Below are 14,816 nucleotides of genomic sequence, written 5' to 3'. Positions count from 1 at the left end.
AAACCTTGTTTGTCTTTTGGATAAATCTCATAGTAAACTAAAAATAGACAAGTATTTCATGGTAGAAAAGGACGTGGAAAAAAATGCATACAAATATGTGGGTTGTGGATAATGTTGTGGAAAGAAAAAAATATTATCCACAATTAAAAGAAGCAGCGAGATTATTAAAAGAAAATGAAGCGGTGGCCTTCCCGACAGAAACAGTATATGGGTTAGGAGCGAACGCAATGGACGATGAAGCGATAGCGAAAATTTTTGAAGCAAAAGGGAGACCGAGTGATAATCCACTGATTGTCCACATAGGCACAAAATCTCAGTTAGATGGCATTGTAAGAGAAATTCCGCCGGTTGCAGAAACATTAATGGAACATTTCTGGCCAGGACCATTAACAATCATTTTACCTAGAAAAGAAGGGATTTCAGAGAAGGTTACGGCAGGGCTGAATACAGTCGGAGTGAGGATGCCTGATCATCCAGTAGCACTTGCTCTAATTGAAGAGGCAAATGTACCTGTTGCAGCACCGAGTGCGAATCGTTCAGGACGTCCAAGCCCAACGTTAGCTTCTCACGTGTATGAGGATTTAAATGGGAAAATTGCTGGTATCGTTGATGGCGGGGCAACAGGAGTAGGCGTCGAATCAACTGTAATTGATTGTACGAGCACAGTTCCGACAATTTTACGTCCAGGTGGAATTACGAAGGAACAATTGGAAGCGGTGATAGGTACTGTTTCTTTGGACCCAGCCTTAAAGGATGAAAAAGAAAAGCCAAAATCACCTGGAATGAAATATACACATTATGCACCGAAAGCACCACTTAGTATTGTTGAGGGATCACGTAAGTTTATTCAACGTCTTGTGGATGAGAAGAAGAAAGAAGGACTTAAAGTAGGTGTATTAACGACGGAAGAGTATCAGCATGTGTATAGTGCAGATGTTGTATTATCTTGTGGTATGCGAAGTGATTTAGCTAGCGTTGCGACTAAATTATATGATGTGCTTAGAACGTTTGATGCAAGTGAAGTGGATGTTATTTTTAGTGAGTCATTCCCTAATGAAGGAATTGGAAATGCAATTATGAATCGTTTAACAAAAGCGGCGGGGCATCATATTATCACTGAATGATAATGTACCTTTACCAAACAGAATATTTCTCCTTGGATAAGCATATTGTGAAGTAGCACGTCCGAGGAGGGACATGAATGACGCTTGAACAGCTAATACCTTTAATAATTATGGCGTTCGCCTTAGGGATGGATGCATTTTCGGTGAGCCTCGGTATGGGGATGGTGACATTAAAGTTAAGACAAATCCTTTATATCGGTATGACGATAGGGATATTTCATATTATCATGCCATTTATCGGAATGATATTAGGACGTTTTCTATCAGAGAGGTATGGGGATGTTGCGAATTTTGCAGGAGCCATTTTATTAATTGGACTAGGATTTTATATTGTATATTCGTCTATTTTAGAAGGTGAAGAGAATAGAACTGCCCCAATTGGAATTAGTTTATTTGTATTTGCATTTGGTGTCAGTATAGATAGTTTTTCGGTAGGTCTTAGTCTTGGAATTTACGGAGCGCAGACGATTATTACCATATTACTTTTTGGATTTATTAGCATGTTGTTAGCGTGGATTGGCTTATTAATCGGTAGACATGCGAAAGGTATGCTTGGTATATATGGTGAAATAGTAGGTGGTATTATTCTTGTTGGGTTTGGATTATATCTCCTTTTTCCTATATAATTTTCATATGAGGATGGAAAATATGAATAGGTTGCTAAAATGGTATGTCGTATGTATAACCTTTTTCCAAGATGGTTACGTAGGCTTATCATTTGGGGCATTGTTTTGCAAATTGCGGTTTTAGGTTGGATTAAATTGATTCGTGAATGGTAAGATAATTCCTTTCTGTACACTTAAATACAATACTCCGCAAATATAGAAAGGGTGTTACAAATGACGAGATTAAAACAAGTTTTTGGTATTATTATTAGTTTTTTTGTTTTTTGGTTTAGTATGCTCGGTGTACAAATGTTTGCTGAGTTTTTAGATATTGAGTCATTAAAATTTGTTGCAGGAAAATCTGAGGCGGCACGTGCGTTTTATTCACCGTATCCATTTTTAATTGTTTTCCTTATCACATTACTTTCTTTATATTTCTTTGTTATAAAGCTTGGTAAATCGAAAAAAGAGAAATTACCTGCATTAGAGGAGAAGAACGAAGAATTACAGTGAAAAAATCCCCCGCTAAAAAGCGGGGGATTTTATGTTTGGATGATGGAAGTGGACGAGCCGCAGCCGCTTTTAAATATATCCAGCTTCAGTGGCTAGAATGGTCGGTGGCTTCGCGTCTTCCTACGAGGCAAAAAGCGCCTTCTGTGCGAGAGAACCTTAGCTGGTCAGAGCTAATCGGGCCCTTCCACTTTTAAAGTGGCCTTACTAATTCAAATTGTTCTCCTAGTTTTGCGTAGTTGTGTCCTGCTAGGCGGCTTACTGGTTTTAGTTCTTCGGCGTGAATGCGGCCGTTTTCGTATAAGTGCTCTGCAACATGGAAACGAACGACGCGACCGATTAGTAAATCACAAGCTGGAGAGTCGTCGGTTCCGCCGAGCGGTATAGCGCGTTCTAATATGCACTCCATTCGAATGTTTGCTTCTTTCACCCCTGGTACAGAAATGACATCGCTATCGATAGGTGTTAGTTTTGCTAATTCGATTTCACTTTCATCAGGAGGTAGGTTGGCTGCTGTTTCGTTGATTGCTTCTACGTAAGATTCATCAGAAATATGTACGACAAATTCCCCTTTTTCTATTGCGTTTCGGGAAGTGTCTTTCGGTTTTCCTTCTTTTCGTTGTACCGAAACCGAGATAAGTGGTGGATTGGCAGCAACGATATTGAAATAACTATATGGCGCGCCGTTTAATACGCCATCTTTAGTTACAGAAGTAACGAATGCAACAGGCCGCGGAATGATACTGCCCGTTAATAATTTATAATTATCTTTTTCGGTTTGTTCGTTTGGGTTAATGGATAACATGTTCGTAATCCCCTTTCTAAATATGAATGCTTATTGTTTGTTTACAAGATAGCAGGGGGAAACTCCTGCTGAAAATAATATTTTGTTACATAAAAAGAACTTACTTCAATCGTAATGAAGTAAGTTCCGTTTAAAGAATCTTGAAGTCGAGATAAAAATCAAAGTAAAACGTATGCACCAGGTCCGATTAAAGCTACACCAACAGCAACAGCGATTAACATTAAATTGTATTCAAATCCGTCCTGTGTTACCCAGTAACCATTTTTTCCATGAACAGTGAAGATTGCCATTAACATTGTTCCGACGATAAATAATGAACCAATTGCAGTGAAAATACCTGATGCGAATAAGAAACCACCCAATAGTTCAGTTGCGCCAGCCATAAATGCCATAAATACACCAGGGCGTAAACCGATTGATTCCATCCAGCCACCTGTTCCTTTCAAACCGTAACCGCCAAACCAACCAAATAATTTTTGGGCACCATGACCCATGAATGTAATTCCTATAATAAGACGAATAATAAGAAGACCGATATCCATCATTTTAAAACCCCCTAAAAGTTATTTACTTATCTTATGTAAGTAATAATAAAATAGTTACTTACTTTAGTCAAGTATGTTTCGGCAAAAAATTAAAAGAAATTTTACAAATTAACAACAAAAGATAAAATGTAGTAAAGACCTCTAGACAAGTAAGCGGAAAAAAGAGAAAATATAAGTAGAAGTTAACTTTCTTATTGCTATTCAGACAATCAGAATTGACTGGAATTTTGCAAAGAGCTACAATAAGAGTCTATTAGTAATGACGTAATTTATTTCGAAAGCGTTTTTACAGTATAACTTTCGAGGTATGAAGTCTTACATGTATCCGATCTTTAATAGAGATTGCCCTATAAACTTTAGGTAAATTATAAGGAGGACTATCCTATGTTTAAAAAATTATTCGGTTTTGGTTCAAAAACAAATGAAGAAACAATCGTAGCTCCATTAACTGGAGCAGTGAAAAATATTGAAGAAGTACCAGATCCAGTATTCGCTGGTCGTATGATGGGTGACGGTGTTGCAATCGATCCTACTGAAGGTGTAGTTGTATCTCCAGTTGATGGTGAAATCGTACAATTATTCCACACAAAACATGCTATTGGAATTAAAACAAAGAATGGTACAGAAATTTTAATTCACGTTGGATTAGAAACTGTTAAAATGGAAGGCGAAGGTTTCGAAGCTCACGTTTCTGAAGGACAAGCTGTAAAAGCTGGAGATAAGTTAATCTCATTCGACTTAGAATTAATCCGTGAAAAAGCGAAGAGCACAATTACTCCAATCGTTATTACAAACACAGATGCAACTGATTCTATTAAGACAACTGTAGGTGTAACAGCTACAAAAGGATCAACAGAAGTAATGAAAGTTACAATGAAATAATTATTGTATAGAAGGAATCCGTTTCATATGAAATGGATTCCTTTTTTTGTTTTGTAGTATGTTCATTATGTATGTTAAAATACTCTAGGCACTTGGAAATAGGGTTTCACATATATGTGGATAAGGCGCATTTTTCTTAGAAAAAATATAAGAAAAATGCGCCTTTTGTATATTCACATTTCTTTTGTTCTATTCTAATGTACGTTATGATAAATGGTAGGAAACAGGAGAAAAGGGGTGGGTTTAGATGAAACGAGTGTTATTTGTTTGCACTGGAAATACATGCCGTAGTCCGATGGCTGAGGCTTTGCTTCGTCATTATGGAGAAGGGAAATTTGAAGTGCAATCGGCTGGTGTTTTCGCCTATCCTGGAAGCGATGCATCGATACATGCGAAGGAAGCTTTAGCTGAAAAAGGAATTTCAATAGATCATGCTTCGCAGCAGGTGAACGAAACTTTGCTTGATTGGGCGGATATTGTAGTAACGATGACGGAAAATCATAAGCAAATTGTATTTGGGCATTATCCGAGTGTTGAAAAGAAATTGGATACATTATATGGATTAACTGAGGGAATAAGTAAGGATATTTCAGATCCATTTGGAGGATCACTTTCTATTTATAAAGAAACGTTAGAAGAGATGGAAAAACTTGTACAAACTTTACTGAAAAAACATTCAGAAGGTTGATGTTTCGTGTATAATACGATATTGGAGATCACTTTGTTCTATTAAGGTAGCGAGTGTGAAATGAAGATAATTGATTGAAACTTTGGAGGGGTAAAAATGAAAGTAGTAGTAGCATCTGATCACGGCGGTATGAATATCCGTAAAGAACTTGTAAGTTTATTAGAAGAGTTAAATATTGAATATATTGATTTAGGTTGTGAATGTGAAGCTGGTTCTGTTGATTACCCTGATTTTGCGTTTCCGGCAGCAGAAATGGTAGCGAATGGTGAAGTAGATCGCGGCATTTTAGTTTGCGGAACAGGCATTGGTATGTCGATCGCAGCAAACAAAGTAAATGGTATTCGTTGTGCGTTAGTTCATGATACTTTCAGCGCGAAAGCAACGAGAGAGCATAATGACAGCAACATGTTAGCAATGGGCGAGCGTGTAATTGGAGCTGGCTTAGCGCGTGATATCGCAAAAATTTGGTTAACAACTGAGTATGAAGGTGGCCGTCACGAAAACCGCGTAGGAAAAATTAAAACGTACGAAACAAAGTAATAGATTCTAACTATACGTAGTATGAAATATAATTTGGTGAACCAACCTGTGAAAGGAAGAGGCGTAATGACAGAAATCGTAAAGGTAAGAGAACAGCTACAAATATCGCTTTCTGATTTCCAAGAACAAGCTTCGTTACAAAGTGGTCAAATTTTTGTAGTGGGGTGTAGCACGAGCGAAGTGCTAGGTGAAAGAATTGGGACATCAGGAACGATGGAAGTGGCAGAGGCGATTTTTTCTGAATTAAAGCAATTTCAAGAGCGAACAGGTATTGAATTGGCTTTTCAATGTTGCGAGCATTTAAATCGTGCTTTAGTAATTGAGAGAGAGGTAGCGATAAAATATCAATTTGAAATTGTAACAGTTACGCCTGTTAGATCAGCAGGTGGTGCATTAGCGACGTATGCGTATCACAACTTTAAAGATCCGGTAATAATTGAGTTTATTAAAGCAGATGCAGGAATGGATATTGGAGATACATTTATTGGTATGCATTTAAAGCATGTAGCTGTTCCGGTTCGTACAATTGTGAAGGAAATAGGGAGTGCGCATGTAACGATGGCAAAAACACGCGGGAAACTAATTGGTGGAGCACGTGCCGTCTATGCGGTAAACGAAGAAACTATGACGTGTCGTTGAAGAGAAAAATAGAAAGTCATCTAAATACTTTATATCGTAAGGTAAAAGGTATGTAGTCTGACCTTATAATAGAAGAAAGAAAAGACCGATTTCGGTCTTTTTTTTTCTTTTATGATATAGAAAGTCGTGTTAGAATGTAGTTGAAAACATGAAGGTTCGAAAGAATTACAACCTGAATTTTCGTTTTTTCTGAATAAATAAGAAAAAACTATTGGGAATTGATGTAATTCGTTCAGAAAAGGGGGATTTTGGTGGATCATTTAAAACGTCAAGATGAAAAGGTATTTGCTGCAATTGAGGCAGAACTAGGAAGACAGCGTTCAAAGATTGAGTTAATTGCTTCGGAAAACTTCGTAAGTGAAGCAGTAATGGAGGCGCAAGGTTCTGTTTTAACGAATAAGTATGCTGAAGGATATCCTGGAAAACGTTACTATGGTGGCTGTGAACACGTAGACGTAGTAGAAGATATCGCACGTGATCGCGTGAAAGAAATTTTTGGCGCTGAGCACGTAAATGTTCAACCACATTCTGGTGCACAAGCGAACATGGCAGTATACTTCACGATTTTAGAGCAAGGCGATACAGTACTTGGTATGAATTTATCTCATGGTGGTCACTTAACACACGGAAGCCCTGTTAACTTCAGTGGAGTACAATATAATTTCGTAGAATATGGCGTGGATGCTGAATCTCACCGTATTAATTACGATGATGTATTAGCAAAAGCGAAAGAACATAAACCAAAATTAATCGTTGCAGGTGCAAGTGCATACCCTCGTGTTATCGATTTCAAACGATTCCGTGAGATTGCAGATGAAGTGGGCGCATACTTAATGGTTGATATGGCACATATCGCTGGTTTAGTAGCAGCTGGTTTACATCCAAACCCAGTACCACATGCACACTTCGTTACAACAACAACACATAAAACATTACGCGGCCCACGTGGTGGTATGATTTTATGTGAAGAGCAATTTGCAAAACAAATTGATAAATCAATCTTCCCTGGTATTCAAGGTGGCCCACTTATGCACGTAATTGCTGCAAAAGCTGTTGCATTTGGTGAAACACTACAAGATGATTTTAAGACATATGCACAAAATATTATCAACAATGCGAACCGCTTAGCTGAAGGCCTTCAAAAAGAAGGACTTACACTTGTTTCTGGTGGAACAGACAATCATTTAATCTTGATCGATGTTCGTAACTTAGAAATTACAGGTAAGGTAGCCGAGCATGTATTAGATGAAGTTGGTATTACAGTAAACAAAAATACAATTCCATTTGAAACAGCAAGCCCATTTGTAACAAGCGGCGTACGTATCGGTACGGCAGCTGTAACATCCCGTGGTTTCGGTTTAGAAGAAATGGATGAGATTGCAGCAATTATTGCTCATACATTAAAAAATCATGAGAATGAAGCTGCATTAGAAGAAGCACGTAAACGTGTAGAAGCGTTAACGAGCAAATTCCCAATGTACACAGATCTATAATAGATTGAAAAAGACTGCTGAGACATAATTGTTTTGGCAGTCTTTTTTTGAGAACATATATTGTTTTTAAAGTATGTATACAAATGATGAATAAATTTTGGCGATATAATGAAGGATACAGCTCCCATAATTGGTAAAGATACTAGATAGATTCATTCTAATTCACGATTTTACCAAATTTGCCCTTGAATATTAGTAGCGTTTTCTTTACAATCGTAAATAGTGCAAAAAAGCGTGTGAAAACGCATGAATATCATCTAAAGGAGAGATTCACATGGGAAAACTGTATGTATTTGATCACCCGTTAATTCAACATAAGATTACATATATTCGCGATAAGAATACAGGTACGAAAGATTTTCGTGAATTAGTGGACGAAGTAGCAAGCTTAATGGCTTTCGAAATTACTCGCGACCTTCCACTTAAAGACATTGAAATTGAAACACCTGTAAGCAAAGCAACAACAAAAGTGATCGCTGGTAAAAAACTTGGTTTAATTCCGATTTTACGTGCAGGTTTAGGAATGGTTGACGGAATTCTGAAATTAATTCCAGCAGCAAAAGTAGGACACGTTGGTTTATACCGTGACCCTAAAACATTGCAACCGGTAGAATACTATGTGAAACTTCCAACGGATGTAGAAGAGCGTGACTTTATCGTACTAGATCCGATGTTAGCTACAGGTGGTTCTGCAGCTGAAGCAATTAATTCTCTGAAAAAGCGCGGTGCGAAACAAATTAAATTAATGTGTATCGTAGCTGCTCCAGAAGGAGTAAAGGTAGTACAAGAAGAGCATCCTGATGTTGATATTTATGTAGCAGCATTAGATGAAAAATTAAATGACCATGGTTATGTAGTTCCAGGCCTTGGTGATGCTGGTGACCGTTTATTCGGAACGAAGTAAGACAACAGACGAGAGGGGGGATTCCCTGCTCGTCTTTTTTTGTGTCATTAGTGTGCGGGGGAGGGGAGACAAATATACAGAGTATATACAACATAAGTTGCATACACATCACATATAATATAGAAGTCTTACGTCTAGAGAACACTATATTATGGAAGGAAAGCGTTATATCTTAAAAACATAATAGTGACAAACTTGTGAACATTCCCTTCTATTATAAAGGGAGAACCGTTAGAAATTGCATATCTCTAACCAGTATTTAGAAGGGGAACGTTTTCATTTTTGGGAGGAAATGACTAATACTCAAATTTTTTGATTTTTTACGATTTCTCGTTGACACTGTTAATACCCTATTGTATGCTAACAACGGGGATAGATGGTAGGGCTTTCAGTGACAAAAATACATCTATTCCGTGACGAAAATGTAAACTTTTTATTTTGTATAGAATTTATGCAGAAAAATGAGTTATTATTAACACATCGTGAATGAGGGTTACATATTGGAGGGATGAATCCTTGCAAAAAAACGATCGCAGCCATATAAAAGCTTATGCTTTAATGTCAGGAATTCTTGCTCAGTTAGTCGGTTCTATTCTTGTTGGAATCTTTGGTGGGCAATGGATTGATAATAAGGTTGGAACGTTTCCACTGTTTCTTATTATAGGGTTATTACTCGGGTTAGGAACAGGGGTATACGCAATGATTCGACTCATTCGACATTACTATTCGGGAGAGCAATGATGATAGACGTACATGGACTTGTCCAAAGACAAAAGAAATATATGTACTACTTGCTTGCGCTTCTAGTGCTAGGATGGGGATTTACCTCTTACAAGGATGTATTTCTTGGGCTGATTATCGGAACGATTTTCAGTTTTCTTAGTTTGCGCATCATTGCACGTAGAACAGACAAGCTATTAGATCGCGTAACAAATGGAGAAAACGTAAAGTTTAAGGCGACAGCGGTAAGTACATATTCAAGATTCGCCACGATTGGGTTATTAATTTTATTTGCAGCCAAATATCAAGAGTTAATTGCGATGTGGGGCTTAGGTGTAGGATTGCTGACAGGATATCTTGTCATGATCATAGATTTTCTTTATTTAGAGTATAAGAGCAGGGAAGAGAGGTGAATTACTAGTGGAACACGGTAAATTAGTTGAATTTCTAGGTTTAACGTTCGATTTGTCATCAGTTATGATGGTTACTGTAGCAGCAGTTATTGTTTTCTTAATCGCTGTTATCGGGACTCGCAGCTTAGCTCTTCGCCCAACAGGAATGCAAAACTTCATGGAATGGGTGTTTGACTTCGTGAAAGGGATTATCAATAGTACGATGGACTGGAAAACAGGTGGACGTTTCTTAACGCTTGGCGTTACGCTTATCATGTTTATCATCGTATCGAACTTTCTTGGTTTACCATTCATGTATTCAGCAACTGAAGCTGGCGAACATATTGCATGGTGGAGATCACCAACGTCTGATCCAGCAGTTACATTAACATTAGCCGTGATGGTAGTTACCCTCACCCATTACTATGGAATTAAGATGAAGGGTACGAAAGAATACGCTAAAGGTTATTTCCAACCTATGAAATTCTTATTCCCATTAAAGGTTATTGAGGAGTTTGCTAACACATTAACGTTAGGTCTTCGTTTATTTGGTAACATTTACGCAGGTGAAATCTTATTAGGATTACTTGCTAAGTTAGGTGGGGCATCATTCCTTGGTGCATTAGGTGCGCTTGTACCGATGTTAGCATGGATGGGATTCAGTGTATTCGTTGGTTCAATCCAGGCATTTATTTTCGTAATGTTAACGATGGTTTATATGGCTCATAAAGTAAGCCATGACCATTAATATAATTTAAGTAAGAAAAAATTTATTTTTTTATAATACAAAGGAGGACAAATTAAATGAGTTTAGGTGTAATCGCAGCTGCAATTGCAATTGGTTTATCAGCATTAGGTGCAGGTATTGGTAACGGTCTTATCGTATCACGTACAATCGAAGGTGTTGCTCGTCAACCAGAATTAAAAGGCGCACTTCAAACAATTATGTTCATCGGGGTTGCTTTAGTTGAGGCACTTCCAATCATCGGTGTAGTTATTGCATTCATCGTAATGAACAAATAAGGGAGACTCCCCTTACATAGATGGCGAAGAGTGTTTTTCCGAACTTTCTTCGCCATTGCTTTATGAACGAAATATATGTCTTTTTTTCATATAGTCAATTTAGAAATCTCGAAGGGAGTGAATCCTTGTGCCAACTTTATTATTAGGAGCTGCCATTCCGTTTGGAACGATTGCTTATACACTATTCGTGTTCCTAGTTTTATTAGTAATGTTACGCAAATTTGCGTGGGGTCCTTTAATGGGCATTATGAAAGAACGTGAAGAGCATGTTACTAATGAAATCGATGCTGCTGAGAGAAGTAATGCAGAAGCGAAAAAATTAGTAGAAGAACAACGTGAAATGTTAAAACAATCACGTGTTGAAGCACAAGAGTTAATCGAAAGAGCGAAAAAACAAGCTGTAGATCAAAAAGATGTTATTGTTGCTGCTGCGAAAGAAGAAGCAGAATCAATTAAAGCATCTGCTGTACAAGAAATTCAACGCGAAAAAGAGCAAGCGATTGCTGCTTTACAAGAACAAGTCGCTTCTTTATCTGTTCAAATTGCTTCTAAAGTAATTGAAAAAGAATTAAAAGAAGAAGATCAAGTGAAGTTAATTCGCGATTATATTAAAGAAGTAGGAGAAGCGCGATGAGCAATGGGATTGTAGCAAAACGTTATGCTGTCGCTCTTTTTAAAATTGCAAAAGAAAAACACGTATTAGAAATGTTTGAAGAGGAATTACGCCTTGTACAAAACGTTTATGTAAAGAACGGAGAACTACATAGCTTTTTAACGCAACCGAACATTTCAAAAGAGCAGAAGAAAACGTTTCTTGCAAACGTATTCGGATCTGTTTCTGAATCTATTTTAAATACGTTATACATTTTAATTGATAACAAGCGCATTGATATCTTACCTGAAATTGCAGATGAATATGTTGTTCTTGCTAATGAAGAACGTAACGTAGCGGATGCAACTGTATATTCTATTCGTCTTCTATCAGAAGAAGAGAAGCTTAACATTGCAGAAGCATTTGCAAAGAGAACGGGAAAAGACGCAATTCGCGTGAAAAATGTTGTAGATGAAGATTTACTAGGCGGCATTAAAGTACGTATTGGAAATCGCATTTATGACGGAAGTTTACAAGGAAAATTAGCACGTATTCAGCGTGAATTAATGAAGAATAGATAGGGGTGAAGCACATGAGCATCAGAGCTGAAGAAATTAGCGCACTGATAAAGCAACAAATCGAGAACTATCAGTCTGAAATCGAAGTTAGTGATGTTGGTACAGTTATCCAAGTTGGTGACGGTATCGCGCGTGCTCATGGTCTTGATAACGTTATGGCTGGTGAACTTGTAGAGTTCTCTAACGGCGTTATGGGACTAGCACAAAACTTAGAAGAAAACAACGTAGGTATCATTATCTTAGGACCTTACACAGAAATCCGTGAAGGTGACGAAGTTCGTCGTACTGGTCGCATCATGCAAGTACCAGTAGGAAAAGAACTAATCGGTCGTGTTGTAAACCCATTAGGTCAGCCAGTTGATGGTTTAGGCCCAATCAATACAACAAACACTCGTCCAATCGAAAGTCCAGCACCAGGTGTAATGGATCGTAAATCTGTTCATGAGCCACTTCAAACAGGTATTAAAGCGATCGATGCTCTTGTACCAATTGGCCGTGGTCAACGTGAGTTAATCATTGGTGACCGTCAAACAGGTAAAACAGCAGTTGCACTTGATACAATCATTAACCAAAAAGATGAAGATATGATTTGTATCTATGTAGCTATCGGACAAAAAGAATCAACTGTACGTAACGTAGTAGAAACACTACGTAAGCACGGTGCATTAGATTACACAATCGTTGTAACTGCATCAGCTTCTCAACCAGCTCCATTACTATACCTAGCTGCTTATGCTGGTGTAACAATGGGTGAAGAGTTCATGTACAATGGTAAACACGTATTAGTAGTATATGATGACTTATCAAAACAAGCAGCGGCTTACCGTGAGCTGTCATTACTATTACGTCGTCCTCCAGGTCGTGAAGCATATCCAGGGGATGTATTCTACTTACATTCTCGCTTATTAGAGCGTGCAGCAAAATTAAGTGATGCAAGAGGCGGCGGTTCTTTAACTGCACTACCTTTCATCGAAACACAAGCAGGGGACGTATCAGCTTACATCCCAACAAACGTAATTTCTATTACGGACGGACAGATCTTCTTACAATCTGACTTATTCTTCTCTGGTGTACGTCCAGCGATCGATGCAGGTACTTCTGTATCTCGTGTTGGTGGATCTGCTCAGATTAAAGCAATGAGTAAAGTATCAGGTACACTTCGTCTTGACCTTGCATCTTACCGTGAGTTAGAAGCGTTCGCTCAGTTCGGTTCTGACCTTGATAAAGCAACACAAGCGAAACTAAACCGTGGTGCTCGTACAGTTGAAGTATTAAAACAAGGATTACACAAACCGTTACGTGTAGAGAAACAAGTTATCATTCTTTACGCTTTAACACGTGGATTCCTAGATGATATCCCAGTAGCAGATATCACTCGTTTCGAAGAAGAATTCCATGCTTGGTTAGATTCAAATGCAGCTGACTTATTAAGCGAAATCCGCACAACTAAGAAACTTGCGGATGACGACAAATTTGCAGCAGCAATTAACGGATTTAAAAAAGTATTCGTAGCTTCTGAATAATAAAAGCATAAGCGGCTCGTCCTGAATGTGAGGGGGATGGAGCTTCTGACGAAGAGGCGGTCTTTGCCTCGTAGGAAGAAGTGAAGCCACCGAGCATTCAAGCCGCTGGAGCTAGATAATATAAAAAGGCAACTCAAGTTTTGAGATTGCTGACGGTTATGTAAAGGAAAAGAGTAGGTGTACCTATTCTTTTCCTTCAATCATGAGCAAGAATATCTTGCAACCTAGATTAGGAAGAGGATTCTTACTAATCGTGCCAACTTCCGGAAAAAAGGTGGTGAAAACCTGTGGCATCTTTACGCGATATAAAAGCGAAGATTAACTCGACAAAGAAAACGAGTCAAATTACGAAAGCGATGGAGATGGTATCTGCATCTAAGTTAAACCGTGCAGAGCAAAATGCTAAATCTTTCGTTCCGTATATGGAAAAGATTCAAGAAGTAGTAGCGAGCATTGCGCAAGGAAGTAAAGGGATTAATCATCCAATGCTAAATGCGCGTCCTGTAAAGCGTACGGGATACATCGTTATTACATCTGATCGCGGACTAGCAGGTGGTTATAACAGTAACGTATTACGTACAGTAAGTAACGTAATTCGTGAACGTCATAATATGGATTCAAACCAATATTCAATTATTGTGCTTGGACGACTAGGACGTGATTATTTAAAACGTCGCGGCTTTAACATCATTGATGAAGTAGTTGGATTATCTGACCACCCATCATTTACTGATATTAAAGATCTTGCTTCTCGAGCAATTGCGATGTTCGCAGATGGTGCTTATGATGAGCTGTATATTTACTACAATCATTATGTAAGTAAAATTTCACAAGAAGTAACGGAAAATAAAATTTTACCGCTTACGGATGTGGCGTCTGATAAACCGACGACAGCCTATGAATTCGAACCTTCTGAAGAAGAAATTTTAAAAGTATTATTGCCACAATACGCAGAAAGCTTAGTGTACGGTGCATTACTAGACGGTAAAGCAAGTGAGCACGCGGCGCGTATGACAGCAATGAAGAGTGCTACAGACAACGCAATGGAAGTTATCGATTCACTTACACTTTCATTCAACCGTGCGCGTCAAGCAGCGATTACGCAAGAGATTACGGAAATCGTTGGTGGAGCAGCAGCGTTAGAATAGTAATAAAAAGCGGAAGCGGTTCTTTCAGGAGAACCGCGTAAGCTAAACTAATAAAAATTAAAAGCCGACTTCTCTTAGAAAGTGGGCTAATTAAAAGAAAGCTAG

General features: G+C 38.2%; 20 protein-coding genes. 18 read left to right on the top strand and 2 right to left on the bottom strand.

Annotated features, from left to right (window positions below):
- Positions 1-83 precede the first annotated feature (83 nt).
- The 3 genes from ACTFQM_RS21270 to ACTFQM_RS21260 all read left to right on the top strand — a co-directional run bounded on the left by ACTFQM_RS21270 (position 84) and on the right by ACTFQM_RS21260 (position 2,242).
- Positions 84-1,124 carry an L-threonylcarbamoyladenylate synthase gene (locus tag ACTFQM_RS21270; RefSeq protein WP_002174362.1) on the top strand — a complete coding sequence of 347 codons (1,041 nt, stop codon included), beginning with the start codon at positions 84-86 and terminating at the stop codon, positions 1,122-1,124.
- 77 nt (positions 1,125-1,201) lie between these two features.
- Positions 1,202-1,750, top strand: a complete 549-nt coding sequence (locus ACTFQM_RS21265; protein ID WP_002174361.1) for a manganese efflux pump MntP — start codon at positions 1,202-1,204, stop codon at positions 1,748-1,750.
- A gap of 213 nt (positions 1,751-1,963) precedes the next feature.
- Complete coding sequence (locus tag ACTFQM_RS21260; protein WP_002174360.1) at positions 1,964-2,242, top strand: DUF3935 domain-containing protein; 279 nt, start codon at positions 1,964-1,966, stop codon at positions 2,240-2,242.
- A 190-nt stretch (positions 2,243-2,432) separates the two neighbouring features.
- On the opposite strand, the gene ACTFQM_RS21255 is transcribed toward ACTFQM_RS21260, so the two are convergent.
- Both ACTFQM_RS21255 and ACTFQM_RS21250 read right to left on the bottom strand, forming a co-directional pair.
- A complete protein-coding gene (locus ACTFQM_RS21255) occupies positions 2,433-3,044 on the bottom strand; it encodes a flavin reductase family protein (RefSeq protein ID WP_440036153.1) in 612 nt (203 codons plus the stop codon).
- A 158-nt stretch (positions 3,045-3,202) separates the two neighbouring features.
- The gene (locus tag ACTFQM_RS21250; RefSeq protein ID WP_002174357.1) at positions 3,203-3,589 is read right to left on the bottom strand and encodes a DoxX family protein; all 387 of its coding nucleotides are present in this window, start codon (positions 3,587-3,589) and stop codon (positions 3,203-3,205) included.
- Between the two features lie 384 nt (positions 3,590-3,973).
- Between ACTFQM_RS21250 and ACTFQM_RS21245 the strand changes: the two genes are divergently transcribed.
- The 15 genes from ACTFQM_RS21245 to atpG all read left to right on the top strand — a co-directional run bounded on the left by ACTFQM_RS21245 (position 3,974) and on the right by atpG (position 14,711).
- Positions 3,974-4,471: a PTS sugar transporter subunit IIA gene (locus ACTFQM_RS21245; protein WP_440036151.1), complete on the top strand. Its 498-nt coding sequence runs from the start codon at positions 3,974-3,976 to the stop codon at positions 4,469-4,471.
- A 247-nt stretch (positions 4,472-4,718) separates the two neighbouring features.
- Positions 4,719-5,159, top strand: a complete 441-nt coding sequence (locus ACTFQM_RS21240; protein ID WP_098305867.1) for a low molecular weight protein arginine phosphatase — start codon at positions 4,719-4,721, stop codon at positions 5,157-5,159.
- 96 nt (positions 5,160-5,255) lie between these two features.
- The gene (gene rpiB, locus ACTFQM_RS21235; RefSeq protein WP_002174354.1) at positions 5,256-5,699 is read left to right on the top strand and encodes a ribose 5-phosphate isomerase B; all 444 of its coding nucleotides are present in this window, start codon (positions 5,256-5,258) and stop codon (positions 5,697-5,699) included.
- A gap of 21 nt (positions 5,700-5,720) precedes the next feature.
- Positions 5,721-6,338, top strand: coding sequence for a TIGR01440 family protein (locus ACTFQM_RS21230; RefSeq protein ID WP_440036150.1), 618 nt, complete (start codon positions 5,721-5,723; stop codon positions 6,336-6,338).
- A gap of 251 nt (positions 6,339-6,589) precedes the next feature.
- Entirely contained in the window at positions 6,590-7,831 is a 1,242-nt protein-coding gene (gene glyA / locus ACTFQM_RS21225; RefSeq protein ID WP_002174352.1) for a serine hydroxymethyltransferase, read from the top strand.
- Positions 7,832-8,105: 274 nt separating this feature from the next.
- Complete coding sequence (upp, locus tag ACTFQM_RS21220; RefSeq protein ID WP_000517539.1) at positions 8,106-8,735, top strand: uracil phosphoribosyltransferase; 630 nt, start codon at positions 8,106-8,108, stop codon at positions 8,733-8,735.
- Positions 8,736-9,111: 376 nt separating this feature from the next.
- Complete coding sequence (locus tag ACTFQM_RS21215) at positions 9,112-9,225, top strand: DUF4024 domain-containing protein (protein ID WP_033712414.1); 114 nt, start codon at positions 9,112-9,114, stop codon at positions 9,223-9,225.
- Positions 9,226-9,251: 26 nt separating this feature from the next.
- On the top strand, positions 9,252-9,476 hold the full coding sequence (locus ACTFQM_RS21210) for an AtpZ/AtpI family protein (protein WP_001171223.1): 225 nt from the start codon (positions 9,252-9,254) through the stop codon (positions 9,474-9,476).
- The gene (locus ACTFQM_RS21205) at positions 9,476-9,868 is read left to right on the top strand and encodes an ATP synthase subunit I (RefSeq protein ID WP_000567600.1); all 393 of its coding nucleotides are present in this window, start codon (positions 9,476-9,478) and stop codon (positions 9,866-9,868) included. The genes ACTFQM_RS21210 and ACTFQM_RS21205 overlap by 1 nt, the downstream gene beginning before the upstream one ends.
- A 7-nt stretch (positions 9,869-9,875) precedes the next feature.
- Positions 9,876-10,595, top strand: coding sequence for a F0F1 ATP synthase subunit A (gene atpB, locus ACTFQM_RS21200; protein ID WP_328064675.1), 720 nt, complete (start codon positions 9,876-9,878; stop codon positions 10,593-10,595).
- Positions 10,596-10,651: 56 nt separating this feature from the next.
- Positions 10,652-10,870: a F0F1 ATP synthase subunit C gene (gene atpE / locus ACTFQM_RS21195; protein WP_000052064.1), complete on the top strand. Its 219-nt coding sequence runs from the start codon at positions 10,652-10,654 to the stop codon at positions 10,868-10,870.
- Between the two features lie 127 nt (positions 10,871-10,997).
- Positions 10,998-11,504, top strand: a complete 507-nt coding sequence (gene atpF / locus ACTFQM_RS21190; protein ID WP_071717959.1) for a F0F1 ATP synthase subunit B — start codon at positions 10,998-11,000, stop codon at positions 11,502-11,504.
- Positions 11,501-12,043, top strand: a complete 543-nt coding sequence (atpH, locus tag ACTFQM_RS21185) for a F0F1 ATP synthase subunit delta (protein ID WP_000064682.1) — start codon at positions 11,501-11,503, stop codon at positions 12,041-12,043. Before atpF ends, atpH begins: the two co-directional genes overlap by 4 nt.
- 11 nt (positions 12,044-12,054) lie before the next feature.
- Positions 12,055-13,563 (top strand): F0F1 ATP synthase subunit alpha, encoded by a 1,509-nt coding sequence (gene atpA, locus ACTFQM_RS21180; protein ID WP_071717958.1) that lies wholly within the window; start codon positions 12,055-12,057, stop codon positions 13,561-13,563.
- A gap of 287 nt (positions 13,564-13,850) precedes the next feature.
- Positions 13,851-14,711 carry a F0F1 ATP synthase subunit gamma gene (gene atpG, locus ACTFQM_RS21175; RefSeq protein ID WP_000157696.1) on the top strand — a complete coding sequence of 287 codons (861 nt, stop codon included), beginning with the start codon at positions 13,851-13,853 and terminating at the stop codon, positions 14,709-14,711.
- The last annotated feature ends 105 nt before the right edge of the window (positions 14,712-14,816 follow it).

This window comes from Bacillus cereus group sp. MYBK30-2 (genome assembly GCF_051915945.1).
Lineage (GTDB): Bacteria > Bacillota > Bacilli > Bacillales > Bacillaceae_G > Bacillus_A > Bacillus_A paramycoides.
This window is presented reverse-complemented; position numbering and strand designations above follow the sequence as displayed.

Bases quoted from the DNA above. Each gene is read 5' to 3' on its own strand.
- ACTFQM_RS21270 (WP_002174362.1), top strand. From the start codon at position 84: ATGCATACAAATATGTGGGTTGTGGATAATGTTGTGGAAAGAAAAAAA.
- atpH (WP_000064682.1), top strand. From the start codon at position 11,501: ATGAGCAATGGGATTGTAGCAAAACGTTATGCTGTCGCTCTTTTTAAA.
- ACTFQM_RS21255 (WP_440036153.1), bottom strand. From the start codon at position 3,044: ATGTTATCCATTAACCCAAACGAACAAACCGAAAAAGATAATTATAAA.
- ACTFQM_RS21250 (WP_002174357.1), bottom strand. From the start codon at position 3,589: ATGATGGATATCGGTCTTCTTATTATTCGTCTTATTATAGGAATTACA.
- ACTFQM_RS21215 (WP_033712414.1), top strand. From the start codon at position 9,112: ATGGTAGGGCTTTCAGTGACAAAAATACATCTATTCCGTGACGAAAAT.
- ACTFQM_RS21240 (WP_098305867.1), top strand. From the start codon at position 4,719: ATGAAACGAGTGTTATTTGTTTGCACTGGAAATACATGCCGTAGTCCG.
- ACTFQM_RS21230 (WP_440036150.1), top strand. From the start codon at position 5,721: ATGAAATATAATTTGGTGAACCAACCTGTGAAAGGAAGAGGCGTAATG.
- rpiB (WP_002174354.1), top strand. From the start codon at position 5,256: ATGAAAGTAGTAGTAGCATCTGATCACGGCGGTATGAATATCCGTAAA.
- upp (WP_000517539.1), top strand. From the start codon at position 8,106: ATGGGAAAACTGTATGTATTTGATCACCCGTTAATTCAACATAAGATT.
- ACTFQM_RS21265 (WP_002174361.1), top strand. From the start codon at position 1,202: ATGACGCTTGAACAGCTAATACCTTTAATAATTATGGCGTTCGCCTTA.
- atpE (WP_000052064.1), top strand. From the start codon at position 10,652: ATGAGTTTAGGTGTAATCGCAGCTGCAATTGCAATTGGTTTATCAGCA.
- ACTFQM_RS21205 (WP_000567600.1), top strand. From the start codon at position 9,476: ATGATAGACGTACATGGACTTGTCCAAAGACAAAAGAAATATATGTAC.
- atpA (WP_071717958.1), top strand. From the start codon at position 12,055: ATGAGCATCAGAGCTGAAGAAATTAGCGCACTGATAAAGCAACAAATC.
- ACTFQM_RS21245 (WP_440036151.1), top strand. From the start codon at position 3,974: ATGTTTAAAAAATTATTCGGTTTTGGTTCAAAAACAAATGAAGAAACA.
- ACTFQM_RS21260 (WP_002174360.1), top strand. From the start codon at position 1,964: ATGACGAGATTAAAACAAGTTTTTGGTATTATTATTAGTTTTTTTGTT.